This window comes from Mesonia profundi, assembly GCF_031085155.1.
Classification (GTDB): Bacteria; Bacteroidota; Bacteroidia; order Flavobacteriales; family Flavobacteriaceae; genus Mesonia; species Mesonia profundi.
Genome location: NZ_JAVHUL010000001.1, coordinates 87,284 through 113,291, shown reverse-complemented (window position 1 = coordinate 113,291; position 26,008 = coordinate 87,284). Strand labels below are relative to the sequence as shown.

Sequence of the window (26,008 nt, the reverse complement as noted above, 5' to 3'; positions counted from 1 at the left end):
CCATAAAACAACTTACAAAGTATATTTCCTACCCCTAAACGAGAAAAAAATTATACTTTCTTTTGAATCTCTACAAGCTTCTCTCTTTTCACCCACCAAAAAGACCGCCGTCTCTCCACAAATAGTTGAAAGACGGCGGTCTATGTAGTTAAGCTTTTAGCTCTTTACCTCTTTAAAGTAAAGTTGGCTTTAAACTCTTTTCTGGTACCATCAATATCGGTGTATTCTACTCTAAACCAATAGTCGTTAGATGGCATTGCGGTTCCATTAAAGGTTCCATCCCAGCCTTCGCCGTTTGGACTTAGTTGTTTGAGTAGTTTTCCGTAACGGTCAAAGATATAAATCTTAGCATCTAATTGATTGGAGAGTCCTAGGATGTTCCAACGGTCGTTATACCCATCTTCATTAGGGGTAAAGAACTCTGGATAATCAATGAACGAGATGGTTTGTAGAGTAGCTCCACAGCCGCCTTGATCTCTTCCTATAATCTCGTGTTCTCCGCCTGCTAAACCGTCTATGGTTAAAGTACCATCTTCGCCTAGCGCCGTCCAAGGACCGTTGTCTACACTAAATTCATAGTCTCCATTTCCGGTTACATTGCTAATCAATACAGAATGGGATCCATTAAAAGATATCGTCTCTATTGTAGCCTGAAATTCTGGTGGGTTATTCTCAAAGAATAAAGCCTCACTGCTGGTGCTACACATTCCTGGAGTCGTGGTATTGGTTACTTCTACCACTACAAGTCCGGGCTCGGTTACCTCAAAGCTTGCGCTGTTATTGTTTTGATCTACGCCGTCTATCGTCCATACAAAATCGTAGGTAAGCTCGTTTAATCCGGTATCAATAATCACTGGATCGTAGTTTCCGCCTATCACCTCGGTGGCTGGATTGCTATCATAACAAATCACCGTTCCATCATACGAAGTAATGTCTACCGTTGGGGTTTCATTTACCTCTAGCGTGATTTCTTTTACCGTTGCGGATTCACATAAACTGGTGGTATAAATCACTTCAGCAATAATCGTTTGCGGATTGCTTTCTGTTGTATAATCTGAAGGCGTCTCGATCACTAAACCATCTAGGTAATCCTGCATACTTGCATAGTAGTTGATTTGCGTATCGGCCGGTGCTCCCGGATTGATCTGATCGCTATACTGCGTTAGATCTATCGTTGCGGTGTTTCCGCCTTGCTCGTCTGAACATAAATCATCAATCACCAAGGGCGTATCGTCTATACTTGGACGCGGCTCTACTTGCACTAAAATTTCTCCAAACTCATCACTAACACAGCCAAAGCTATTGCTTATCTCTACCCAGATGGTGGTATCATCACTGATCGCAAAACCGTTTGGAATAACATTAGCGCCTGCCTCGGCATCGGCTAAACTAAAGTAATAGGTGAAAATATAGTTGTTGATGTCTAAATCTTGATTCGCATTGGTCGCTGGGTCTTGATCCAATAATGGAATTAAAACCGTTGGGTCTGCTTGCGTATCTGGATCTGCATCGGCTTCAAAAGTTGCATCATAAAGGTTTCCTGCAATGTCTGAAAGTTCTATAGCTGCTGTTCCACTACTGCCATCTTCACATAGGGTGTATCCAAACGGAGTCCCTGCGGGGTTAAGTACCGGTTCTGGGTAAACAATCAGTTCAAAAGGAACCAACACATAACAGAAGTTTCCTGCGGCTCCACTATCTACGCGGGCATAAATTAGTTGGATATTGGTTGGGGTTCCGTCAGCATTCAGCGTATTGTAGGCTGGCTCGTTTACATAAGCTTCCGGAGTGCCTATCAGCTCTGTTGCATCTTCTTCATTGGCTGCGTCTTCGGTCTTATAGTAACTAATCACTACATTTTCTCCGTCAGAGATTAAATCGCCACTCTGGGTTAAGTCAAAAGGATCTGCTGCTACTCCATCATTGTCCTCATCACATTGTTCTTGACGCAGGGCTTCCAAACTTTCTTCGGAAGGTGTAGGCAATGGCAATACTTCGATGGTGAGCGTAATCTCGTTGATACAAGAGTTCTCTGTATTGGTATCGGCTACTTCTATAAATATCGTTTGCGGATTTTCTGCGTTTACATAAGCTTCTGGAGTATCTATTGGTGTTCCTGAAGCTTGATCTTCTGCGGAAGCATAATAGGTAAACACATAGTTATCGGGCACCGGATCCATATCTAAAATCTCGCTCTCTTTTACCGTTAAATCAAACTCTACTTGAGATAAAGGATCATTTTCATAATCGTCATCACACATCTGAAGCGGCGTAGGCTGAGTCAATTCTGGAATCTCCTCTACATATAACATAAAGGTGTTTTCATCAGTTAATACAAAAACGTCTATACAACCGGTTTCGGTATTTTCTATACGCACCCAAATCATTTGAGGGTTTTCAATATTGGTATAGATTGTAGGGACTAGAATTCGTGGCGTACCGTTTTCTGCCGCTGCCAAATCTTCGTGATACGTAATCACAAGGTTCGTAGGGTCTTGGTCTCCAAACATCAAGTCTTCGTTTTGCGTTAAATCAAAGACAGCAAAACCATTGGCACTAGCGTCATCACATACATATAAGTCTTCTAATCCTTCTGGCTCCAATACGGGAGAAGGAATCACGATAAGCTCTAATGGACGGGTCACATAACAGTTGGTTCCATTTCCTGTAACTCCTGTGTTTTCTGCTCTTACGTAAATGGTTTGTATATTGATATTTACGTTGGTGTAAAGCTCTGTGGTATCAATCGCATCTACGCCATTCTCTGCATTGGCCAAAGTCGTATGGTAGGTGATGCTTACATTAGGCTCTCCGTTTAAGATTCCTACAGTCTCGGCTTCTAAATCAAAGTCAGCAAAACCATCATTATCAATATCACATACTTCTATAGGATCTAATTCTTCTTCTATACTAGGATTAGGGTTTACCACTAGGGTAAGGGTCGTAAATGCTTCACAGCCTTCATCGCTTACCACTTTTACTTGAAGCGTTTGCGGATTGTCAATATTCTGGTAAGCATCGGCTGGAGTAATGAAATTATCATTATCCATATCGGTTACACTTTCGTAGAAAAACACCTCTAGGTTGCTTACTTCATTAGTGATTTCTGGGATTGTTTGGGTTAAATCAAACAAGCCTATCTCATCGGTTGGCGTGGTAGCACTATCATCACAAGCTTCTAAAGGTTGCGGGTTAAACACCTCTGGGGTTTCTCCTGTAATTAAATCAAAACTAGCGATACGGAAACATTCGGTATCGTTATCTTCTAAGCGTACCCAAATGGTTAAAGGGCTTATCCCGCCATTAGAATAGTTGGTTGGCGTACTAATAGGGTTTACTTCATCTATGGCATTGGTTTCACTTTCATAATAAGAGATGGTGTACAAACTCGTGTCTTGTGTACCATAAATAACTTCTTCATTTTGAGTAATATCAAAGTTCTGGAAGGTATCGCCTGTGGCATCACATGCAAAGATATCCTCTAAAGGGCCTTCAATCTCTGGAAGTGGAGTCACCACTAAGTCTAAACTTACCCAACGGTAACAACCGGTAATGATATTGGTTGCTCTAGCGTAAATGGTTTGTTGATTGATCTGTACGTTTTCGTATAGAGGTCCTATTTGGTTTTCAACCAAGCCACTTTCTGCACCTTCTGGGGTAGCATAGTAAGTGATTTCTACATCGGCTTCTCCATTGGCGATGATATCTTCTTGAGTATCTAAGTCAAATTCTACAAAGCCATCGTTATCGTCATCACATAATTCGTAAGGCTCTAATTGATCTGTAGGGGTTGGTGAAGGTAAAGGGTTCACTACTAGGGTAAGGGTGATCGTTACACTACATCCGTTTTCATCTACCAATAAAGCTACAACAGTTTGGTTGGTGCTAATGATATTGGTGTATTCCGTTGGATTTGGGATTTGAATTCCTGCTTGAAGATCGGCTGGGGTTTCATACCAAATCACTTCAATAGAGTTATCTCCTGCTGTAATTTCTCCGTCTTTTACCGTAAGGTCAAACACACTAAGTTCATCGGTATCACTTCCGCTTAACTCATCATCACACAACTCTAAGTTGGTAGGTTGTACCGCTACCGGCAAGGGATTGACTATTAATTCTAATTCGACTACATTATAACAGCCTGTTGGGGTATTAGGATCGGTTACACGAATCCAAATCGTTTGAGGATTGGATGCATTTTCATAAGATCCTGCATTCCCTATAGGGTTTACACCGTCTTCGGCTTCTTGCTCATCTTCGTGGTAGGTGATGTCATAACTATTGGGATCTAAACCGTCTAATACTTCTTCTTCTACTTGCGTTAAATCAAAAATAGCTTGTTCGTCTAGATCATCATCACACATCTCCAATGGCTCTGGTGCTACAATTTGAGGACTGTCGTAAACTTCTAGTTCTAAGGTTTCTTGTAAAACACATCCGTTAACAGTATCTTCTACGCGTACATAAATCGTTTGGTTATAAGGTTCCACATTGGCATATGGGGAGTTAACTGCGCTCACTCCGTTATCGGCATCACTTTGGGTTAAGTGGTAGCTTACCGTTACGGCTGGATTGCCACCCGTAATCTGATCATCTTTATCGGTAAGAATAAACTGGTTATAGAATCCATCATTGTCGGTATCACAAGCCACCAATGGTGTAGGAGCATTAATTGGCGCAGAAGCCGTCGCTTCAATCATAAAGCTTTCCGTTAAGTAACAGTCGGCATCTCCATCTACATTTACTCGTACATAAATGGGTTGTGGATTAGAGATAACATTTTCATAGTTCGTTGGGTCTGCAATAGCTGGGGTGCCTGCATCGGCCGCGGCTTGTGTCTCGTAATACGTTACCTCGTAGTCTAAAGGACTTTGACCATCCAAAGCTTCCATATCGCTATCGGTTAAATCAAACGTAGCTAAACCTGTATTTCCGCCGTCACATTCTTCTTTGTCCGTTACAGCGCCTATACGTACTTCATTCACGATTAAATTAAAATTCGTGAGGTTATAACACGTTGTGTTGTTTACATTTTCTATGCGTATGTAGATGGTTTGACCTTCTCCATTTATCGGACTGTAATTGGCAGGATCTGCAATGGCAGGCGTACCCGCATTAGCCTCTGCTTGTGTAGCAAAATAAGTCACTGCAAAATCTGCAGGGTCTTGAGATCCCAACACTAAAGGCGTGTTGGTCGTTAAATTAAATTCTATGGGTGTTGAAAGACTGCAAGCTTCCATATCTTCCACGGGGTTCACTTCCCCTACCGCAAAACTTTCAATAAAAAACGATCCTGTATCATTACAGTCTTCATCATTATCATCTTGAACTCTCACAAATATCTCTTGTGGATTGTTATTTACATTCTCATATGCCGTTGGCGCTGGAATTGCTGGGGTACCTAAATCTGCCGCATTTTGAGTCTCGTAATATGTTACGGTGTAATTATTCGCATCTAGGCCATCCAATGCTAAGACTTCATTTTCCGTTAAGTCAAAAATAGCATCTCCATCATTATCATCATCACATTCTTCTAGGTCTTCCATATTCTGACCGATGCTTATTCCTTCTAAAGAAACTTCAAAAGAACCTACTTGATAACACACAGAATCATCGTTACTTTCTGTTCCTTCAATCCTCACAAAAACAACTTCTGGAGCTCCAGCTGCCACATTGTATTGTGCTGGATCTATGATAGGATTTACTCCATCTTCCGCTTCCTGCTGTGAATTATGATACGTAATTATAAAACCTGCTGGATCTTGATTCCCCAAGACTTCTGAATCATTTTGAGTTAAATTAACATCGAGCGATGGTTGCCCTGGATTACATTCGATTATATCAACCGGGTTAAACTCTAAGGGATCTGGAGTGATTAAAAATTCTACAAAAATCTCATCTTCTCCCGTACAATCTTCCGTAAAGAAAACTTCTATTCCATACGTACCTTCTTCCGTTACCTCTAAAGTTTCTCCGGTTTCTCCAGGAATCACCTCGCCATTAAAAAACCAAGTAAAAGTAGCTCCTGGCACAAGGTCTACATTTTGAAAAGGATCTATAAGGATTACATCCCCTTCACAAGGCACAGGAATCTCCAACTCCTCATTATCTAAAACCACATCGGTTCCTAGATTAGCCCCAAGCTCAAAACTTCCTGCCTCTAAAAACACAGCACTATCGTGGCTCGTATCTCTTTCATCTGCCACTACTAATTTAATCGTATAGGTTTCCCCAGGGTTTACAGTTCCTGTAGCCGTTAAAGCAACAGTTTGTCCTTCAAATCCGATAGCAGAATCTGTTTGTCCATTAAATTGACCAAAGTATTGTTCGTTAACTGCACCACATTGATTATTTGCTGGATGTACATTTGGCACCGTAATAGGAGTTGTTGTATTTGGAAGCACCGCTAAATTGGTGGTATTTCCGGCAGAATCAGTTAATAAAAAGGCAAACGAATCTGAATACGTACAAGCGAAAGTACCTCTATATTCTTCTGATGCAAAAATAAAATTAAAATTGATTTCACTTACATAAGGAACAAAGTCGAATTGGATATAAGCTCTATCATTTAAGGAGTTACCTGTATTCAACTCTGCATCTAGATCTGGATCACTTCCTGTACCGGTGCTATCAAGATTAAGAAAGGCATTTGGTCCTTCTGCATTAGCGGCAAAACCCGTACTAATCACAATTCCGTCTTGGAAAGGAAAATCTGAATATTGCGCTGTAAAATAACCATATTGTTTATTGGAAGTATTGGTTACTGAGGATATATTAGAATAATTGGCACAGGTCCCACTAATAAGTAAATCTACCAGTTCACTATCTGTATAGGTATCATCTACATCAATAAAATTAGAAAAGACCTCTACCTGCTGCGTAACCGTAGTCATACAACCATCTGCGGTAGTAAGCGTTAAAACCACATCATAAACCCCTGTGTTATTATACGTGGTAGTTGCTGTTGCACCAGTACCTGATTGGCCATTATCAAAACCCCACTCATACGTGGCTCCCGTAGGATCTGCACCTAAAAAATCAGCCTCCCCTTCAAAAGTAATCACCTGACCTTGTCCTATATTATAAGTATCTCCTACTAATTCTCCGGGCGTCACATTAATTATTTCTAGATCTATAGGTTCGCAAGGCTCTCTACAAGAAATGACAGCCTTCCAACCTGCTAAAGGTGAAAAAGCACCATCAGTCACAAACTCAAAGGTTAAGCATCCTGAAGCGTTATTCCCCGAAGCGAAAACCGTTCCTGGATTATTACCATTTGTATAAGCTCCCATTAATGGAGCTCCAGTAGAATCTCCATCATAAACATTAAAAACATCACCAGCAGCTAACATAAAAGAGGTAAACTCCACCTGAGTCACCAAATTTGGATCATCTGAACATATAGTAACTATCTCTGTTCCACCTCCATCAATATCAGCATAACCTCCATTAGGACCTCCATTATCATAAAAATTGTCCGTACATTGAGAGACATTCGTATCCGTTCCACTAATCACATTCTGAGCAAATGTTTCATAAGAAGAGAGACTAAAAAGGACAGATAGCAGTAGTAGTTTTGCTTTCATAAGGTAGGTTTCATATGTAGAGTCTCATCAAAAGCGAGAGCCTCACTAGGGTTTTCTATTTATACAACAATCCTACTTACAAATCTCCCCCTATAACCAAAACTAAGTGCAAAAAGATTTGAATTATTTGGGGCATTCAAATTTGGATTGAAGCGTGAAAAATAACAAAATTTTATTAAAATAAAGTTAAATTCTCTCATTTATTAAGTTAGCTCTAGAATCAGTTTATTTAAAAAGGAAATTCTTTATCTTTGCATCCTTAAACTGATGAAGCAGATTTGATTCATGAAAATAGATAAGATATTGGATACTATAGAAGAATTTGGTGACAACCATATTGCATCGAGTACAGAGAACCCTGTTAGAGAGAATGCTTTTGATATGTCTGACGAGGAGAAGATGGATCTCATTGAAAAAGATGTGAACCATATTCTAGAAACCCTAGGAATGGACCTTACCGATGACAGTCTTAAAGGGACCCCTAAGCGGGTGGCCAAAATGTTTGTACAAGAAATTTTCTCTGGTTTGCACCCACAACGCAAACCAAAAGCGTCTGTATTTGATAATAACTACAAGTACGGCGAAATGCTCGTAGAGAAAAACATCACGGTTTATTCTACGTGCGAGCATCACTTACTACCAATTGTAGGAAGAGCTCACGTCGCTTATATCTCTAACGGAACCGTTGTTGGTCTCTCTAAAATGAATCGGATTGTTGATTATTTTGCTAAGCGACCACAAGTACAGGAGCGCTTAACCATGCAAATTGTACAAGAATTACAAGCCGTATTAGGAACTAAAGACGTGGCATGTGTGATTGATGCCAAACACCTTTGCGTAAACAGTAGAGGAATTCGCGATATTGAAAGTAGCACGGTTACAAGTGAATTTGGAGGTCAGTTTAAAGAAGCAGCGACCAAAAGAGAGTTTCTAGATTATATCAATATGGATACCGATTTTTAAATCCCAAGAAGAACTGCGGAAACCAAACTCTTCAGTAGCAATTAAAAATCAATTATTAATGTCGACTTAGCGTCCAATGTAATACAATAATAGTTTTGATGTCGCTTCGAGCGCCAGCCCGAAAGAATTCATTCTGGTGGGGAGTCGAGATGCTTTTTTTAACCTTTTAACTCCGCTCGCCCGAAGTTTCGAAAGTGACAAAAGCTAAGTTTTGGAATCAAAGTGAGTATTAAAATCAATTACTAAGTTTATGGCTTTATACCAAGATCAAGAATTAAAGATTTACAATTCTCTTAAAGGCGAGAAAGAAGTGTTTCAATCGATTACCGAAGGCTACGTAGGCATGTATGTTTGCGGCCCTACCGTATACAATAAAGTACACTTAGGAAACTGTAGAACTTTTATTTCTTTCGACCTCGTGTTTAGGTATTTAAAGCATTTGGGCTATAAAGTGCGCTATGTAAGAAATATTACCGATGCAGGTCACTTAGAAGATGATGCCGAAACTGGAGAAGATCGTATCGCCAAGAAAGCGCGTTTAGAAAAAATTGAACCTATGGAAGTGGTTCAAAAATATACAGTCGACTTTCATAACACCCTACAAAAATTTAACAACATCCCTCCTAGTATTGAGCCGACAGCTACGGGTCATATTGTGGAGCAAATTGAAATCATTAAAGACATTATAGACAAAGGCTTGGCTTATGAAGCTAATGGTTCTGTTTATTTTGACGTGATAAAATATAACGAATCTAATCAATACGGTATCCTTAGCGGAAGAAAGCTAGAGGATATGATTGCCAATACCCGAGAACTAGCGGCACAAACCGATAAAAAGAATCCGCAGGATTTTGCCCTTTGGAAAAAAGCCGAACCCCAGCACATTATGCGCTGGCCTTCCCCGTGGAGCGTTGGTTTTCCTGGTTGGCATTTAGAATGTACCGTAATGAGTACCAAATATTTGGGTGAAGAATTTGATATTCACGGCGGCGGAATGGATTTAAAATTCCCGCACCACGAATGTGAAATCGCGCAAGGAAAAGCAGCCAGCGGAAAAGATCCTGTAAATTATTGGATGCACGCGAATATGCTTACCCTTAACGGAAAAAAAATGGCGAAGAGTACCGGAAACAATATTCTTCCTAAAGATTTATTTACCGGAAACAACGACGTGCTCTCTAAAGCTTACAGCCCGTCTGTAGCTCGCTTCTTTATGCTTCAAGCCAATTACCGCAGCATTTTAGATTTTTCTGACGAAGCTTTAACCGCTGCCGAAAAAGGTTTCCAGCGCTTGATGGATGCTATTGCACTTATTCCGCAGTTAAAACCTCACAAGAGTTCTAACTTTGATTTTAAAACTTGGAAGCAAGAATGCTATGACGCGATGAACGATGATTTTAACAGTCCTATTCTCATCGCCAAATTATTTGATGCGGTAAAACAAATCAATTCGATCGCTGCAGAAAAAGCAAGCATCACCAAAGAGGATCAAGAATTACTACATCAAAGCATGCACGAATTTGCGTTTGATATTCTAGGTTTAGTTCCTATGACCAGTCAAAGCAAGACGACCAATGATGACACCAGTCGCATGGAAAACTTGGTAGAGCTTCTTATCGAATTGAGAAAAAAAGCACGCCTCAATAGAGATTTTGCACTGAGTGATCAAATTAGAGATGAGTTGGCCCATTTAAATATTGAGCTTAAAGACAGTCGGGAAGGAACTTCGTATACCTTATAAAACAATCTCATGAACCTTCAAAAGATTTTAATCGCTCCCTTTTTAGGTATTATTAAAATCTACCAGAATTATATTTCTCCATTAACGCCAGCTTCCTGCAGGTTTCAGCCTACGTGCTCGTCGTATGCGAAAGAAGCTTTTATAACACACGGGCTTTTTAAAGGCCTTGTTCTTTCTGTAAAAAGAATCGCAAGATGTCATCCTTGGGGAGCTTCAGGATATGATCCTGTGCCCCCAAAAGACGCTAAACATAAAACTGAAAGAAACTCCGTGTAAACAAATTCATATTTTTATCTTTACCACTTCAAATTTAAACCACAGCTCATGTTAGCAAACGCTATTGTTTGGGATCCTTCTAAAGGAATCGATTTAGGCTTTTTTATGATTAGGTATTACAGCCTTATGTATTTAGTCGCCTTTACCCTAGGCTGGTACTTGATGAAAAGCATCTTCGAACGGGAACGTATGGGCCAAAAAGAGCTGGATGCCATCTTTATGTACACCGTAATTGCGGTATTGCTTGGGGCAAGATTGGGTCACGTTATTTTTTACCAACCCGAACTTTTTCTCGAAGATCCTTTATCCATCATCTTACCCGCAAGGTTTGTCCCGACATTTGAATTCACAGGATTTCAAGGTTTAGCGAGTCACGGAGCAGCTATCGGTGTGATTATAGCGATGTATTTCTACTCCAAAAACGTGGTCAAGAAACCGATGCTATGGATTCTAGATCGGATTGTGATTCCTGTAGCGAGTGGCGGAGTTTTTATTAGAATTGGAAACTTTATCAATTCAGAAATTATAGGAAAACCAACAGGTACAGATTACGGCGTTATCTTTAAGCAACTAGGAGAGAGCTTTCCGCGTCACCCTGCACAGCTTTATGAGGCAGCTTGCTACGTGATTGTCTTTATTGTTGTTTGGTACCTCTACTGGAAAACCAACAAAAGAGAAAAATTAGGCTATATATTTGGTGTCTGGTTAGTCTTATTATGGTCCATTAGATTCTTTGTAGAATTTATAAAAGAAGCACAAGTAGAAGACAGAGCTGCTTGGGCCTTAAATACCGGGCAATGGTTAAGTCTTCCTTTTATACTTTTTGGCTTATACCTTATCTTCAGAAAAACGAATACTACTCCAACTACCGCATAATACTATGATAAAAATACTTAGAAGTTTTACGCTCGTAGGCGGAATTGTTTTGCTCTTTACGGCATGTAACGAAGATGCTAAGAATAAACCCGTCACCACCGCCGAGATCACTTTCAAAAAAGACGGCGAGCTCTATTTTCTAAACTCAGAAAGAGATACTCTAAAGCAGCTCGAAATTGAAACTGCCGTGAGTTCTTACGAACAACAAACCGGATTGATGTATCGCAAAACGATGCAAGAAGATAGAGGCATGCTTTTCATCTACGAAGAGGAAAGGCCCCGCCCGAACTTTTATATGAAAAATACCCATATCGCTCTAGATTTGGTATATATCAATAAAAATAACAAAGTGGTAGACATTCAACGCGACGCAAAGCCTTTTGATGAAACTCCTATTCCTTCTCAAGCTCCAGCTAAATACGTTTTAGAAATTAATGGAGGTCTAGCCAAGCATTGGAATATTAGGGAAGGAGATTCTGTTATTTTCTATTTAGATTAAAGGGAGCTTATACTAGTTTGCCCGAGCGAGACGCTCGCGCTAGCCATGGAAACCTCCGTTGGCGCGAGCTTGTAGCTCGTGCTTACGCAGCCTCTAAACAATTAAAACCATTACTAAAAGCCTAACTTACAGTATCTTTGATCATAATCAAAAATACTATGAGCAGGAAATATAAATTTCACAATCCTAATGCTGCATATTTTATATCATTTGCAGTTATCAACTGGATTGACGTTTTTACTAGAGAGGCCTATTTTAATGTAATCACAGATAGTTTAGACTATTGCCGGAAAAACAAAGGGATGCTTCTTTTTGCGTATTGCATTATGCCTAGCCATATACATCTGATATTCCGAGACGATAACGAAAATCCTTCTGGATTGTTGAGAGACTTCAAGGGTTTTACCTCAAAAAAGATGATTGAAAGTATTATAGCCCATCCCAAGGAAAGTAGACGAGAATGGATGCTATCGATGTTTAAACGTGCTGGAGAAAAAAATAGTAATATAAAAAACTATCAGTTTTGGCAACAGAACAACCATCCTATAGAATTATGGAGTCCGCACGTTATCAAACAAAAAGTTAATTATATACATAACAATCCCGTAAAAGCTGGATTGGTTACAAAACCCTGGGAATGGAAACACAGCAGCGCCAAAAATTATGCAGCACTTGATGCGGTTATTGAAATTGATGCTATTGGTTTTTGGGATAGATGATATAGTGCCAGATTTGTATGAGAAACACGGGCGAGACGCCCGCGCCAACAGAAGTATTGTATTAGTACGGACTTGACTCAACCCAACAGAATTAAGAATCAATACTACAAGTAGCTACCGCGCAAGCAAAGTTCAAAGTTAAATGGTATCTACCTGTCGCTGGCGCGAGCTTAAAGCTCGTGCCATATTTACCATTTACAAGCAAAAAAACATCAGCATCACTTTCTGATTTTTCCATAAAAAAAGCCATCAAAATTGATGGCTTTTTTGTTCTATAAGTAAATCGGAATTAGATCACATCCTCTTCCTCTTCAACTTCTTCTTCCTTCTTAGCTAATAAGTCTTCACTCTTATTTTTAGCGGTATCGTACATTACTGGTGTTGCAATAAACAATGAAGAGTAAGTACCTACAACAACCCCAATGATTAAGGCAAACATAAATCCTCTAATGCTTTCTCCTCCAAAGATAAAGATCGCTAACAACACGATTAATGTTGTTAAAGAGGTATTTACAGTTCTACTAATGGTACTGTTTAATGCCGCATTAATCGTTTTGCTAAATGCCCAAGTCTTATGCTCGTTAAAGTACTCCCTAATTCTATCGAATACAACCACGGTATCATTCAGGGAATAACCTACTACCGTAAGAATCGCAGCGATAAAAGCTTGATCGATTTCCATACTAAAAGGCATATAGTTTCTAAAGATAGAAAACACTCCTAAGATGATTAATACATCGTGGAAAACTGCAATCACCGCACCCAAACTAAATTGCCATCTTCTAAATCTAAATAAGATGTATAAGAATACTACAATTAATGAACCTAATACTGCCCAGATCGATGCTTTCTTAATATCATCTGCGATGGTTGGTCCTACTTTCATAGAAGACATTACCCCTACTTCACTTTCTCCCCCAGTAGCAACATTAAACTGCTCATAGGTTATGTTTTTAGGTAAGTCTTGCTGAAGGGTTTCAAATAATTTTCTTGAAATCTCATTATCTACTTCGGTTCCTTCTTCTTCCACTTTATATTTAGTGGTGATTTTTAACTGATTGTCTGCCCCAAAAGTTTTTGCTTCAGCACTTCCAAAAGTCTCTACTAATTTCTTTTCAATATCAGTAGCATTCACTGTCTTCTCAAATCTCACGGTATAGGTTCTTCCTCCAACAAAATCGACCCCTTGATTAAGACCGTTTACAAATAGAGACCCTAAACTGAATACAATTGCAACCGCAGAAATAATGTAAGCAATTTTTCTTTTCGCGATAAATTTGATCGCTACATTCTGAAACAAATTCTTTGTTGCCGCTGTAGAGAAATCTAAAGATTTACCATTTTTACCATATTTATCAATAAACAGACGCGTGATAAAAATCGCTGTAAATAAAGAGGTACAAATACCAATTAATAAAGTAGTTGCGAAACCTTTAATAGGTCCCGTTCCAAAAATCAATAAGATGATCCCCGTTAAACCAGTGGTTATGTTCGCATCAAGAATAGAGGAAAGCGCATTGCTAAACCCATCTTTAATCGCATCGACCTGAGCTTTCCCTTTGGCTAGCTCCTCTCTTATTCGTTCGAAGATAAGTACGTTAGCATCTACTGACATACCAATGGTTAATACAATACCTGCAATTCCAGGAAGCGTAAGCACCGCTCCTAATCCTGCTAATATTCCAAAAATAAACAAGATATTTACCGCTAATGCAATATCTGCAAAAAGACCCGCTTTTCCATAATAGAAGAACATCCAAATCAATACAAAGCCTAAAGCGATGGCGAAAGATAAAATACCACTATCTATAGCTTCCTGCCCTAAGGACGGACCTACTACTTCACTTTGTACAATATCTGCAGAGGCTGGTAACTTACCTGCTCTTAATACGTTTGCTAAATCTTGACCCTCAGCTACACTAAAATCTCCTGTAATCTCACTTCTACCTCCAGATATTGGACCTGTTGAAAGCCCCGGGGCAGAGTAAACAATATCATCTAAAACAATAGCTATCTGAGAACGATTATTAAAAGCTACGGTGGTCATTTCTTCCCAGCTTTTAGCTCCTTTTCCATTCATTTCCATAGAAACTGCAACTCCCCCATACTGATCGTAAGTCTGCGTTGCATTGGTAATCACCCCACCACTAAGGTCTGGCTGATTTGTTTTGTTTGCTTTTAAAGCATATAAATCGATTAACTCATCTGCATCTGAAGATTTACCCCATACAAATTTTGCGTAACGCTGTTCTGCTGGTAATAAAGACCTTACTTGTGACATTCTTAAATACTTCCCTACTAAGGCGGTATCTTTGACAGAGAAAGTAGCAATTACAGGACCTTGTCCTCCCCCTGCTTTAATCAATCCAATAAGAGGATTTGTTTTGGTAATATCATCCCCTTGCTCTTCATCTTCAGCATTTGCTAATAAATCTTCGATGTCATCTTCTTCAGAAGCTTTTGTAGAATCTATAGCTGTAGAGTCGCTTGCTTTTGTAGTTTCTTCCGTAGGCTTTAAGATGTCTCTTAATCTACTATCTGCTTGACTAATAAAAGGCGCTAATTCTTGTCCTTTAAATACATGCCAAAATTCTAATTGTGCTGTACTTTGCAATAAACCTTTTACACGTTCAATATCCTTAGCTCCTGGTAATTCTACTAGAATTCTACCAGAGTTTCCTAAACGTTGGATATTAGGCTGCGTTACCCCAAACTTATCGATACGCTTTCTTAATACTTCAAAAGCAGAAGTAATACTCTCGTCAATTCTCTTACGAATGACAGGCTTTACTTGCGCATTGGTCATATCGTAAGTAATATCGTCGCTTAAGTTTTTATTTGCAAAAATATCGGGAGAGGCTAAACGCGCATCAGGAATTTCTTCAAAAGCTTCAAAAAACAGGTCTACATAATCATCCTGACTCGTTTTTTGCAATTCATCAGCTCCAGCTAAAGCTTTACTAAAAGCAGGATCTTTGGAGTTATTAGCAAGCTCGCGTAAAATATCTTTTACAGATATTTGCAAGATCACATTGATCCCTCCTTTTAAATCCAAACCTTTGTTCAGCTCTTTATCTTTGGCAGTGTTGTAAGTGATTCCCGAAATAATTTCATTATTCCCTATAGAATCTAAGTACCTCGTTTGTTCTATCTCTCTAAGAGCATGATAGTCTTCCACGTCACTGCTTATTCTTTGAGCTGCAAAAGCTTCCGCATCGTCTTCTACACTATTAGCGATAAAAGTAAACGATAATTGGTAAATACTTACCAATCCGAATAAAATTGCGAACAGCTTTATGATTCCCTTATTCTGCATTATTACTTAAATTATTTATTAATCTCATTTTAAAAACGGACAAATATAGGGTTTCAAAAAAGAAATGGCAATAGTTTTTTTAAGATAAATTTCACAAAAAAAGCCTATGGAAACTTTCGTCTCCATAGGCTTTACTTTTTAAGCTTTTAAATAGATGCTTATAACTCTAAAAGACTGTTGGTTTTCTTAACTCCTTCAGCACTTTCTTTCAATTTATTTGCTTCGGCTTCATCTAGCTTAATCTCTACAATTTTTTCAATTCCTCCTTTTCCTAATACCACAGGAACTCCAATGCACAAATCATCTAATCCATACTCTCCTGAAAGTAAGGTGGAACAAGGGAAAATTTTCTTTTGATCACAAGCAATGGCTTGTACCAATCCAGAAACTGCTGCTCCTGGTGCGTACCAAGCACTTGTTCCTAACATTTTAGTTAAGGTTGCTCCGCCTACTTTAGTATCTTCAGAAACTTGATTTAATCGATCTTCTGAAATAAATTCAGATACCAACACAGAGTTTCTAGTTGCCAAACGCGTTAACGGCACCATTCCTTTATCACTATGACCTCCAATTACCATTCCGTCCACATCAGAGATTGGCGCCTCTAGAGCTTCCGCTAGACGGTACTTAAAACGAGCACTATCTAAAGCACCGCCCATACCTATAATTCTATTCTTTGGCAAACCTGTGGTTTTATGTACCAAATAAGTCATCGTATCCATGGGGTTACTCACCACGATAATGGTCACATCTGGTGAATGCTTAATGATGTTTGAAGAAACCTCCTTTACAATTCCAGCATTAATACCTATCAATTCTTCCCGCGTCATTCCTGGTTTACGCGGAATTCCACTTGTAATTACAGCGATATCACTACCTGCAGTTTTTGAATAATCATTCGTGCTTCCGATAATTTTCGTATCAAAACCATTTAAAGATGCAGTTTGCATCAAATCCATAGCTTTACCTTCAGCATAATCTTCTTTAATATCTAACAAGACTACTTCTGAAGCAAAGTTTTTAATAGCGATATACTCTGCACAACTTGCGCCAACGGCCCCTGCACCTACAACTGTAACTTTCATTATATTATAATTTTATGTGATTAATTTTAAAGTTGCTAAAATACGAAAAGCTTTTGCTTTTTTAGCCAATTCTAAGGTTAAATGCCTCCTAAAATTAGGATAAAAAGAAATATTATTCCTCAAAACCAGCTAAGAGACTTTAGGTTACAGCCCAAAATTAAGTCCTACACTAACCGCATCATATTCTTGAAAGCTATAAGAAGCATTCAAACCAATAAAAGCTAATTTCAATTTAAATCCTAAAGTTGCCGAAACTCCATCTACGCTGTTTTCTATACGTAAAGGATCTTTAATGGTTTGCCCTTGAAGCGCTCCTTCCGTAAAGGTATATTCTCCGTCAAGATTCGTTTTAGCATTTCCAGTCATATAGTTTAAGCCACCATAAAAATTGATTATAGGGAGGTTGGTAGAAGCTATAGCCGAGAAATTAAAACTAGACATGCTTGTATTTATATTAGGGTCAGCTGCCTGGATAGACGTGTGGTCTAAATCATAACTAGCATCAAAATGCGTGTATCCTATTAAAGCAGAAACGGCAACGGGAAATAATTTATCTGCAGGCAACAAACTGGTAATCTCATACTGAAGTGCTGCTCCATAAAGACCAGCGCTTACCTCATCATATTTAACTTTTGGTGCAAATCTAGCTTTCACCTCAAAACCTTTAAACAAGCCTACAGAACCTTGCAAAAAAGCAGCTGGCACCGCATCTAAAGTTTGATTAATTGCTCCCTGGGGAAGTTCTATTTCAACTGTTTCTGTACTTCCATTAGGCATGATATAATTAATTAACACGGTCGCATCTGGATGATTCACTCCAAAAACGGTAGCGACTTCTATTTGATTTTGACCCGAAGGCAACCTAATATTATTGTAGTCGTCTACATCTAAGATAAAACTCTTCTGATCATCTCCAACGAAGGACATATTCCCAACTATAGAAATTTCAAAACCTAAGAATTTTTTCGCTTTCGCGGAATTATACCAACCCGAATTAGCCGCATAAAGAGCCCCTGCAGCACCAGGTTTAAAATACGAGCTCATAAATGTTTGGGCATCATCAACTCCTGCGTTTAATAATTCCTGAATACTATTTTGAGCAGAAAGCTGAGCTCCCGCCAGTATACAAATGATTAAAATTAACTTTTTCATACTATCTATTTTAAATGATTCATATCCAATCCCTAGAGCAAGCTTAAAAAATTCTCGATTATTCTGGGCTTAATTAAAGCTCACACTAGAGCGCTTATCATTGCGTTTAGAGTGGAGGCGCTTCTAAGTTCTTATTTTTATCTATAAAATCCTAAAAAATGACTTAGATTTCTGTCAGTTAAAGCAATTTTAGACTAAGATCTACTTCTGCAAAAAAAATAAGCAATTCCTTCATAAAAACTAAACTCATCAAATTTGGTCACGTCTTTTAGGATATTCTTGTTAATTCACTGAAATCACTTTAAACGAAAATGATAACAGAAAAAAGCAAGAGAAAAGAGCTCAAACTCATTTTTACTTAAATCATGGCTTGAAGATATGAATTTAAAAAGAAAAAGCCCATATTTAAAGAAATATGGACTTTTTTCAGGTCATATATTATGATTATTTATGCATCAATATTTGCATAAACAGCATTCTTTTCAATAAACTCTCGTCTTGGCGGAACCTCATCCCCCATTAACATAGAGAAAATACGATCTGCTTCGGTACCATTATCTATGGTTACTTGACGTAAAGTTCTAAATTCTGGATTCATCGTGGTATCCCACAACTGCTCTGCATTCATCTCTCCAAGACCTTTGTAACGCTGTATACCTACACTTCCTGCATATTCGTTGGTAATTTCATCCCGCTCTTTTTCACTCCAAGCGTAGCGTTTTCTACTTCCTTTTTTGATTAAATATAAAGGAGGAGTCGCAATATAAATGTGTCCCGCCTCAATTAACTCTTTCATATAACGGAAGAAGAAAGTTAAAATAAGGGTTGCAATGTGACTACCATCAACATCAGCATCACACATAATCACAATTTTATGATAACGTAATTTCGAAAGATTCAATGCCTTAGTATCCTCTTCGGTACCAATAGTTACTCCAAGTGCTGTGTAAATATTTCTAATTTCTTCGTTTTCAAAAACCCTGTGTTTCATGGCCTTTTCCACATTTAAGATCTTACCTCGAAGCGGCAAAATAGCTTGAAAATTTCGGTCACGACCTTGCTTTGCAGTTCCCCCTGCCGAATCTCCCTCGACTAAGAATACTTCACACTGTTCTGGATCTTGCTCTGAACAATCTGACAGTTTCCCTGGCAAACCACCACCGCTCATCACGGTTTTACGCTGCACCATCTCTCGCGCTTTTTTTGCGGCATGACGGGCTTGTGCTGCTAGAATAACTTTTTGAACTATTACTTTAGCATCATTAGGATTCTCCTCTAAATAAATCTCTAACATTTCTGAAACCGCCTGAGAAACTGCGGAAGTTACCTCACGGTTTCCTAACTTAGTTTTCGTCTGACCCTCAAATTGAGGCTCGGCTACTTTTACAGAAACAATAGCGGTTAATCCTTCTCTAAAATCATCTCCTGCAATTTCAAACTTTAGCTTGTCTAACATTCCAGAAGCATCTGCATACTTCTTTAAGGTAGAAGTGAGTCCTCTTCTAAATCCAGAAAGGTGCGTCCCTCCTTCGTGGGTGTTTATATTATTTACGTAAGAATGTAAATTTTCATTATACGAGTTATTATACACCATCGCTACTTCTACAGGGATCTCATTCTTTTCCCCTTCCATAGAAATCACATCGCTAATAATTGGCTCTCTAGTTGCATCTAGAAAACGAATAAACTCTTTAAGTCCTTCTTCTGAATGAAAATGATCTTGCTTAAACTCTCCATCTTCTTCTTTCTCACGCTTATCAATCAAAGAAATCTTAATTCCCTTATTTAAGTAAGCTAATTCTCTTAATCTACTTGCAAGCGTATCATAATTGTATCTTGTACTTTCCTTAAAAATACTAGAATCTGGCTGAAAAGTAACTACGGTTCCAGTAAAATCAGTCTCTCCTACATTTCTTACAGGATATAAAGGCTTCCCCTTTGAATATTCTTGCTCCCAAAGCTGACCGTTTTTGTGAACCACCGCATGTAAGTGCTCAGAAAGTGCATTTACAACACTTACTCCTACCCCGTGAAGTCCTCCAGAAACTTTATAAGAATCCTTATCGAACTTTCCTCCAGCTCCAATCTTGGTCATCACCACTTCTAAAGCAGAAACGCCCTCTTTTTTATGAAGGTCAATAGGAATACCACGTCCATTATCTTTAGTGGTAATAGAGCCATCTTCATTAATAACAACATCTATGGCGTCGCAATGACCTGCCATAGCTTCATCGATAGAGTTATCTACCACCTCGTAAACCAAGTGATGCAAACCTCTATTCCCTACATCTCCAATATACATTGATGGACGCATTCTTACGTGCTCCATTCCTTCCAACGCCTGAATACTATCGGCTGAATAATCTTTCTTAATTTCTTCGCTCATATATATCAAAAATTACTACTAGAAACAAATATAGAGAAAGCCTTCCTCTTACGGAAATCATTACTTTCTTCAATGGTTTAAGTTATTAACAATTAACTATAATAGCTTTATTATTTTCATATTTAAAACTTAAGCCATAATTTATTCCGTAAAAAAAAATAAAAAGTTACATTTACTAAAATATATTTTTATGAAAAATTTAATTTACCTCTTGTTTGTAGTCTTTTTTTCGACGTCGACACTAAATGCGCAAGATTTTTCTGACATTGATAAAAGTCCGATGGATGTCACCATCATTAGAAATGAAAATCACTCTCCTATGGCTAGAGTTATTTACAGTAGACCTAGTAAAAACGACAGAGAGATCTTTGGAAGCCTCGTCCCTTATGGCGAAATCTGGAGAACTGGAGCTAATGAAGCTACAGAGGTCACTATCTACAATGATATGACGGTTATGGGACAGAACATTCCTTCTGGAACCTACACGCTATACACCATTCCCAATAAGACCGAATGGACCATTATTTTAAACAAGAAGGTTCACGTTTGGGGAACTGCTAATAATTACGATCCAGATAAAGATTTAATGAGAATTAAAGCTCCTGCAAGAACTGCTGCAGCTCCTATTGAAGAGTTCTCCATGGCATTTCAACCTATCACCAACGGAGCTAACTTACTTATGGGATGGGACAATACCTATGTTGAAATTCCTTTTAAAAACGTCGAATAGTTAGCGTTGATACTCATACAAAAAGCCGTTTTAAATTATTTAAAACGGCTTTTTATTTAAGGTATATTCAAATATTTGTGTGTTTGCAGTGACACTTTCCACTTCGGGTTTTTCATCACATAATCTACAATTAAGGGAACTATTTTATCTCTCACACTCCACTCCGGTTGCAAATAAAGAATACAATTTTCACTTACCTTTTCTGCTTGTTTTTCTGCGAAAGCGAAATCATGTTTATTAAACACAATCACTTTTAATTCATGTGCTTTCTTTGAAATTTCGGCGGTAGGTAATTTCAACTTTTTAGGAGAAAGACAAATCCAATCCCAAACTCCAGTTAAAGGATAAGCTCCAGAGGTTTCTATATGGATTTTTGCGCCTCGCTCTTTTAACGCGTGTGTAATTTTGGTCATATCCCAAGTAAGCGGCTCTCCTCCTGTGATCACAATGGTATCACTATAAGATAAGGCGTTATCTACAATGGTTTTAGTCGCGGTAGGCGGGTGCTTCTCTGCATCCCAACTCTCTTTTACATCACACCAATGGCAACCTACGTCACAGCCTCCTATTCTTATAAAATAAGCTGCCGTTCCTTTATGAAAGCCTTCTCCCTGAATAGTGTAAAACTCTTCCATTAACGGAAGCATCTCTCCCTGCTCCACCAGCTTCTCTATCTCTTCTTTCTTCATAGCCTGCAAAGATAGTTAATCCTTATTAAAACTTTAATAAATAGCTTAAAAGCTTAAAGATTATAATCAATAAATTTCTAAGAGAAAAATACTATTCTTACTTTTACCTCTTGTTACTATTAAAACTAATTGACTATGTCTCAAAAACCTATCTTAGCTGGCTGCTTATTTATTTTACTGATTATTTCTTGCGCTAAAGAGAAAGAAGAAAATCCCTTTTTAATTTCTGAAGGTAAGATTGGTTATTTGAATACTAAGACCCAATTAAAAGATATAGATTCAGTTTTTAAAGAAGATTCTATTGTAAGAAATTTGGTTGATAATGGTTTCTCAAGAAGAAACGAGGTCTTAATTTATGATAAAGAAGGAAATATTCTTCTCATATTGAACCCTGCAAAAGAATTTGACAGCACCAGTACCATTGGGAATATTCAAATTAAAGACAAAAGGTACAAAACTAGCGAAGGCTTAACGGTAGAAAGCACGTTTAAAGACATTACGACGCATTACAGGATTTCTAGAATTGAGAACACCTTACGTACCGCCGTTATTTTTTTGGATGAGATTGATTCTTACATCACCATAGACAAAGAGTACATTAAGGGTGACGCCCGCTATAATACCGACATTCCTATTGAGCCTAGCCAAATACCTGACGATGCCAAGATTAAGCATTTTTGGATTGGCTGGAAATAACCCCTAAAACTTCCCTTATTTGAAATACCTCAGCCTGTTTTTTATTCTTGTAGCTTTTATAGGTTGCGAGGAATCGCCTAAGCAATTTGCTAAAGACCCCATAGATTATTATCATTTACCTACATTTGTGAATGACACTTTACAAGCTGTCATAGAAATTCCCGCGGGTACCAACAAAAAAATTAAATACAATAGAGAGCAGAAAGAATTTATAACCGACTCCATTAATGGGCAACCTAAAAGCATTAATTTTTTGCCTTATATAGGAAACTACGGATTTATTCCTTCTACCTATTCCAACATAAAAAATACTGAAGAAGCCGAAGCTTTAAACATTCTTGTCTTAGCAGAAAGTCAACCTAGCGGAAGCTTGATAAAAGTCATTCCCATTGGAGTTTTAAGACTTAGTGATAACGGATTACTTAAAAATAAGATTATTGCGGTTCCTGCTCTGAAAGAGTTTCAAATTTTTCCTGTTAAGGATTTTGATAGTCTTTCTATACACTATCCAGAAATTAGAAAGATTATTTCTTTGTGGTTTCAAAATTATAACACTAAAGAAAAACTTAGTGTTTTAGGCTTTTATGGAGAAGATACTGCCATGTCTATCATTAAAAAATCGTCTAAAAATTAATTTTTCCTTTAGAAAATGTTAATTAAAGAAGAGTTGAAACGAGTAATCCATAACTTTAGCTTTCTAACCAATACATATTACGATGATTAAAATATTAGGAATCATACTTACCGTTGCTGGAATGATTTGCTTAGTTCTTGGCATTTTCGGAATTTTTGGAGAGATGAATATAGGCATGAGTCCTTGGGCTTTTGCTATTATTGGACTTATATTTTTTCTTGCAGGGATTGGAATTGTAAAGAGAAAAAAAGATACGGACGAGGTGTAAAATCACATTAATTTTTCTGGCTTACCGAATGAAAAAAAAGTTTAAAAAATACCTACCTAGAATCATTGGGATGCAGTTTAATTCACAGCACCTAATTCAGCCTAAAAAAGTAGCCTTAAAAGCTTTCGACCTCTTTTGTGCCCCACGTAAAGGAAAAGTGAAGCCAGAGCAAGAAGCCTTTTTAGATAAGGCTAAAGATGAAGTGATTCTTTTTCAGGAAAAAAAAATACAAACCTACCGATGGCCAGGAAATAATAAGAAAATTCTATTGGTTCACGGTTGGGAAAGCAATACACATCGTTGGGAAGACTTTATAAAAAAACTTCAAAAAGAAAATTATGATGTTTTTGCTTTTGATGCTCCCGCTCACGGTTATTCTGAAGGAAGACTGATTAATGTTCCTTTGTATGCAAACGCCATACAAGAAGTGGTCAACCATATTTCTCCCGCAATGATTATTGGTCATAGTATTGGTGCTATGTCTACGATTTATCATCAACATCAGTTTAAAAATGACGTAGAAAAGTTGATATTGCTAGGACCTCCATCAGAGCTTTCCGCAATCATGAGCGACTACCAAAAACTACTTCAGCTAAAGCCTCGAGTGATGAAAACCTTAGAAGAGCATTTTTATAAAGAGTTAGGTTATAAGTTTGAAGATTTTTCTATTGCCAAGTTTGCAAAAAAGGTGAAGAAACCCGGACTTATAATTCATGATCAATATGATAAAATAGCTCCTATTGCTGCTTCCAAAGCAATTCATAAAGAATGGAAAAACTCTGAATTAATTATTACCGAAGGCGGCGGGCACTCGCTAAACAATGAGCAAGTTTACCAACACATGCTTTCTTTTATAAATCATTAAATCATACATTTTGTCTCAAGAAAACCTCATCAGAATCAACAAATACCTTAGTGGAGCCGGTTACTGCTCTAGAAGAAAGGCAGATCAACTCATAGAAGAAGGTAAAGTTACCATTAATGGAAGTGTTCCCGAAATGGGAGCAAAAATTTCTGAAGGAGATGAAGTTAGAGTTCTAGGCGAATTAATTTCTCCCAAAGAAAAGCCTGTTTATATTGCGTTTCATAAACCTGTAGGCATTGTATGCACTACCGATACTCGTGTAGAAAAAGACAATATTATAGATTACATTAATTATCCTAGTCGTATCTTCCCTATTGGAAGGCTTGATAAACCCAGTGAAGGCCTTATTCTACTAACTAATGACGGAGATATCGTTAATAAAATTCTACGCTCTAGAAACAATCACGGAAAAGAATACCTAGTGAAAGTAAACCGTCCCGTTACCGAAGCTTTTATAGAAAGAATGTCTAACGGAATTCCTATTTTAGATACGGTGACCAAAAAATGTGAAGTAGAGAAAATAGGTTCTCACGAATTTAAACTGATCCTTACACAAGGTCTCAATAGACAAATTAGACGTATGTGCGAATACCTAAACTATGAAGTGGTACAACTAAAACGAGTTAGAGTCTTAAATATTCCTTTGGATGTGGCTGTGGGAGAATATAGGGATCTTACAGAGAAGGAGCTTGAAGAACTGAGTCAAATCGTTTCCACATCCACCAAAACAGAGGATGATTCCTCAAAGACGTCAGAGCAAGATGCTCCTAAAAAATATATTAGGTCTGCAAAAAACAGAAGAAAAAACTAACATATTTTTAAGGGTTTTATCGTTTGATCTTGGTAACTTTAACTAAAAATGGAAAAGCCAAGAATCAAAAATGAAGATCAATATAAAGCTTTAAGAGATAAAGGCTATAGTAAAGAGAAATCTGCCAGAATTGCTAATACTCCAAATGCTGGTAAAAAAGGAGGCGAAGCTAAAAAGTATGAAGCATGGACTAAACAAGAGCTTTATGAGCAAGCCAAGAATGTAGGTATTAAAAATCGTTCCAAAATGAACAAGAAAGAACTAATTAAAGCCTTAAGAAATAATTAAGTTTATGAGAAAAGTACCACCATTCCATTTAGCGATCCCTGTGGACGACCTACAAAAGGCGAGGGTCTTTTACACCAAAACGCTACATTTTAAAGAAGGAAGAAGCAGCGACCATTGGGTAGATTATGATTTTTTTGGTCACCAATTGGTGATCCATTTAGACGAAGGTGAGCATCGTGCTTCTACGCAAAGTTCCATTGATGGAAAAAATGTACCTGTTCCTCATTTTGGAGTAGTTCTTCCTTGGGAAATTTTTGAATCTTTTGCAGATCAATTAAAGCAAAGAGATGTTCAGTTTGAGATTGAACCTTATATAAGGTTTAAAGGAAAAACAGGAGAACAAATGACCATGTTTTTCTACGACCCTTGTGGTAATGCCCTAGAATTTAAAGCTTTTAAAGACCCAGACCAACTATTTGCTTCCTAAT

20 protein-coding genes are annotated in these 26,008 nt (G+C 38.0%); 14 read left to right on the top strand and 6 right to left on the bottom strand.

Annotation, left to right across the window (positions count from 1 at the left end):
* Window positions 1-164: 164 nt before the first annotated feature.
* Window positions 165-7,586, bottom strand: a complete 7,422-nt coding sequence (locus RBU60_RS00575) for a choice-of-anchor L domain-containing protein (RefSeq protein ID WP_308862666.1) — start codon at window positions 7,584-7,586, stop codon at window positions 165-167.
* A 285-nt stretch (window positions 7,587-7,871) separates the two neighbouring features.
* Here RBU60_RS00575 and folE point away from each other — a divergent pair, with 285 nt between their 5' ends.
* The 6 genes from folE (at window position 7,872) to RBU60_RS00545 (ending at window position 12,660) form a co-directional block, all read left to right on the top strand.
* Window positions 7,872-8,549: a GTP cyclohydrolase I FolE gene (folE, locus tag RBU60_RS00570; protein WP_308862665.1), complete on the top strand. Its 678-nt coding sequence runs from the start codon at window positions 7,872-7,874 to the stop codon at window positions 8,547-8,549.
* A gap of 250 nt (window positions 8,550-8,799) precedes the next feature.
* On the top strand, window positions 8,800-10,290 hold the full coding sequence (cysS, locus tag RBU60_RS00565; protein WP_308862664.1) for a cysteine--tRNA ligase: 1,491 nt from the start codon (window positions 8,800-8,802) through the stop codon (window positions 10,288-10,290).
* Between the two features lie 9 nt (window positions 10,291-10,299).
* On the top strand, window positions 10,300-10,566 hold the full coding sequence (yidD, locus tag RBU60_RS00560) for a membrane protein insertion efficiency factor YidD (RefSeq protein WP_308862663.1): 267 nt from the start codon (window positions 10,300-10,302) through the stop codon (window positions 10,564-10,566).
* A gap of 48 nt (window positions 10,567-10,614) precedes the next feature.
* Window positions 10,615-11,442 carry a prolipoprotein diacylglyceryl transferase gene (gene lgt / locus RBU60_RS00555; protein WP_308862662.1) on the top strand — a complete coding sequence of 276 codons (828 nt, stop codon included), beginning with the start codon at window positions 10,615-10,617 and terminating at the stop codon, window positions 11,440-11,442.
* Window positions 11,443-11,446: 4 nt separating this feature from the next.
* Entirely contained in the window at window positions 11,447-11,941 is a 495-nt protein-coding gene (locus RBU60_RS00550; RefSeq protein WP_308862661.1) for a DUF192 domain-containing protein, read from the top strand.
* 158 nt (window positions 11,942-12,099) lie between these two features.
* Entirely contained in the window at window positions 12,100-12,660 is a 561-nt protein-coding gene (locus tag RBU60_RS00545) for an REP-associated tyrosine transposase (RefSeq protein WP_308862659.1), read from the top strand.
* 289 nt (window positions 12,661-12,949) lie between these two features.
* Here RBU60_RS00545 and secDF read toward each other — a convergent pair whose 3' ends face one another.
* The 4 genes from secDF to gyrB form a co-directional block, all read right to left on the bottom strand.
* Complete coding sequence (gene secDF / locus RBU60_RS00540) at window positions 12,950-15,976, bottom strand: protein translocase subunit SecDF (RefSeq protein WP_308862658.1); 3,027 nt, start codon at window positions 15,974-15,976, stop codon at window positions 12,950-12,952.
* Window positions 15,977-16,134: 158 nt separating this feature from the next.
* Window positions 16,135-17,061 (bottom strand): malate dehydrogenase, encoded by a 927-nt coding sequence (mdh, locus tag RBU60_RS00535; RefSeq protein WP_308862657.1) that lies wholly within the window; start codon window positions 17,059-17,061, stop codon window positions 16,135-16,137.
* A gap of 144 nt (window positions 17,062-17,205) precedes the next feature.
* Window positions 17,206-18,213, bottom strand: coding sequence for a DUF6588 family protein (locus RBU60_RS00530; protein WP_308862656.1), 1,008 nt, complete (start codon window positions 18,211-18,213; stop codon window positions 17,206-17,208).
* Window positions 18,214-18,661: 448 nt separating this feature from the next.
* The gene (gene gyrB / locus RBU60_RS00525; RefSeq protein ID WP_308862655.1) at window positions 18,662-20,599 is read right to left on the bottom strand and encodes a DNA topoisomerase (ATP-hydrolyzing) subunit B; all 1,938 of its coding nucleotides are present in this window, start codon (window positions 20,597-20,599) and stop codon (window positions 18,662-18,664) included.
* A gap of 190 nt (window positions 20,600-20,789) precedes the next feature.
* Between gyrB and RBU60_RS00520 the strand changes: the two genes are divergently transcribed.
* Window positions 20,790-21,329 carry a DUF2911 domain-containing protein gene (locus RBU60_RS00520; RefSeq protein WP_308862654.1) on the top strand — a complete coding sequence of 180 codons (540 nt, stop codon included), beginning with the start codon at window positions 20,790-20,792 and terminating at the stop codon, window positions 21,327-21,329.
* Window positions 21,330-21,385: 56 nt separating this feature from the next.
* Here the strand turns inward: RBU60_RS00520 and RBU60_RS00515 are convergent, their stop codons facing one another.
* Window positions 21,386-22,018, bottom strand: a complete 633-nt coding sequence (locus tag RBU60_RS00515) for a 7-carboxy-7-deazaguanine synthase QueE (RefSeq protein WP_308862653.1) — start codon at window positions 22,016-22,018, stop codon at window positions 21,386-21,388.
* Between the two features lie 135 nt (window positions 22,019-22,153).
* Between RBU60_RS00515 and RBU60_RS00510 the strand changes: the two genes are divergently transcribed.
* The 7 genes from RBU60_RS00510 to RBU60_RS00480 all read left to right on the top strand — a co-directional run bounded on the left by RBU60_RS00510 (window position 22,154) and on the right by RBU60_RS00480 (window position 26,007).
* Window positions 22,154-22,714 carry a hypothetical protein gene (locus RBU60_RS00510; protein WP_308862652.1) on the top strand — a complete coding sequence of 187 codons (561 nt, stop codon included), beginning with the start codon at window positions 22,154-22,156 and terminating at the stop codon, window positions 22,712-22,714.
* Window positions 22,715-22,733: 19 nt separating this feature from the next.
* The gene (locus tag RBU60_RS00505; RefSeq protein WP_308862651.1) at window positions 22,734-23,348 is read left to right on the top strand and encodes an inorganic diphosphatase; all 615 of its coding nucleotides are present in this window, start codon (window positions 22,734-22,736) and stop codon (window positions 23,346-23,348) included.
* A gap of 82 nt (window positions 23,349-23,430) precedes the next feature.
* Window positions 23,431-23,616, top strand: coding sequence for a hypothetical protein (locus RBU60_RS00500; protein WP_308862650.1), 186 nt, complete (start codon window positions 23,431-23,433; stop codon window positions 23,614-23,616).
* 28 nt (window positions 23,617-23,644) lie between these two features.
* Window positions 23,645-24,481 (top strand): alpha/beta hydrolase, encoded by an 837-nt coding sequence (locus tag RBU60_RS00495; protein WP_308862649.1) that lies wholly within the window; start codon window positions 23,645-23,647, stop codon window positions 24,479-24,481.
* 10 nt (window positions 24,482-24,491) lie between these two features.
* Window positions 24,492-25,292 carry a 23S rRNA pseudouridine(2604) synthase RluF gene (gene rluF / locus RBU60_RS00490; protein WP_308862648.1) on the top strand — a complete coding sequence of 267 codons (801 nt, stop codon included), beginning with the start codon at window positions 24,492-24,494 and terminating at the stop codon, window positions 25,290-25,292.
* A 48-nt stretch (window positions 25,293-25,340) separates the two neighbouring features.
* Window positions 25,341-25,580: a DUF7218 family protein gene (locus RBU60_RS00485; protein ID WP_308862647.1), complete on the top strand. Its 240-nt coding sequence runs from the start codon at window positions 25,341-25,343 to the stop codon at window positions 25,578-25,580.
* 4 nt (window positions 25,581-25,584) lie between these two features.
* Window positions 25,585-26,007 carry a VOC family protein gene (locus tag RBU60_RS00480; protein ID WP_308862646.1) on the top strand — a complete coding sequence of 141 codons (423 nt, stop codon included), beginning with the start codon at window positions 25,585-25,587 and terminating at the stop codon, window positions 26,005-26,007.
* Window position 26,008: the final 1 nt, after the last annotated feature.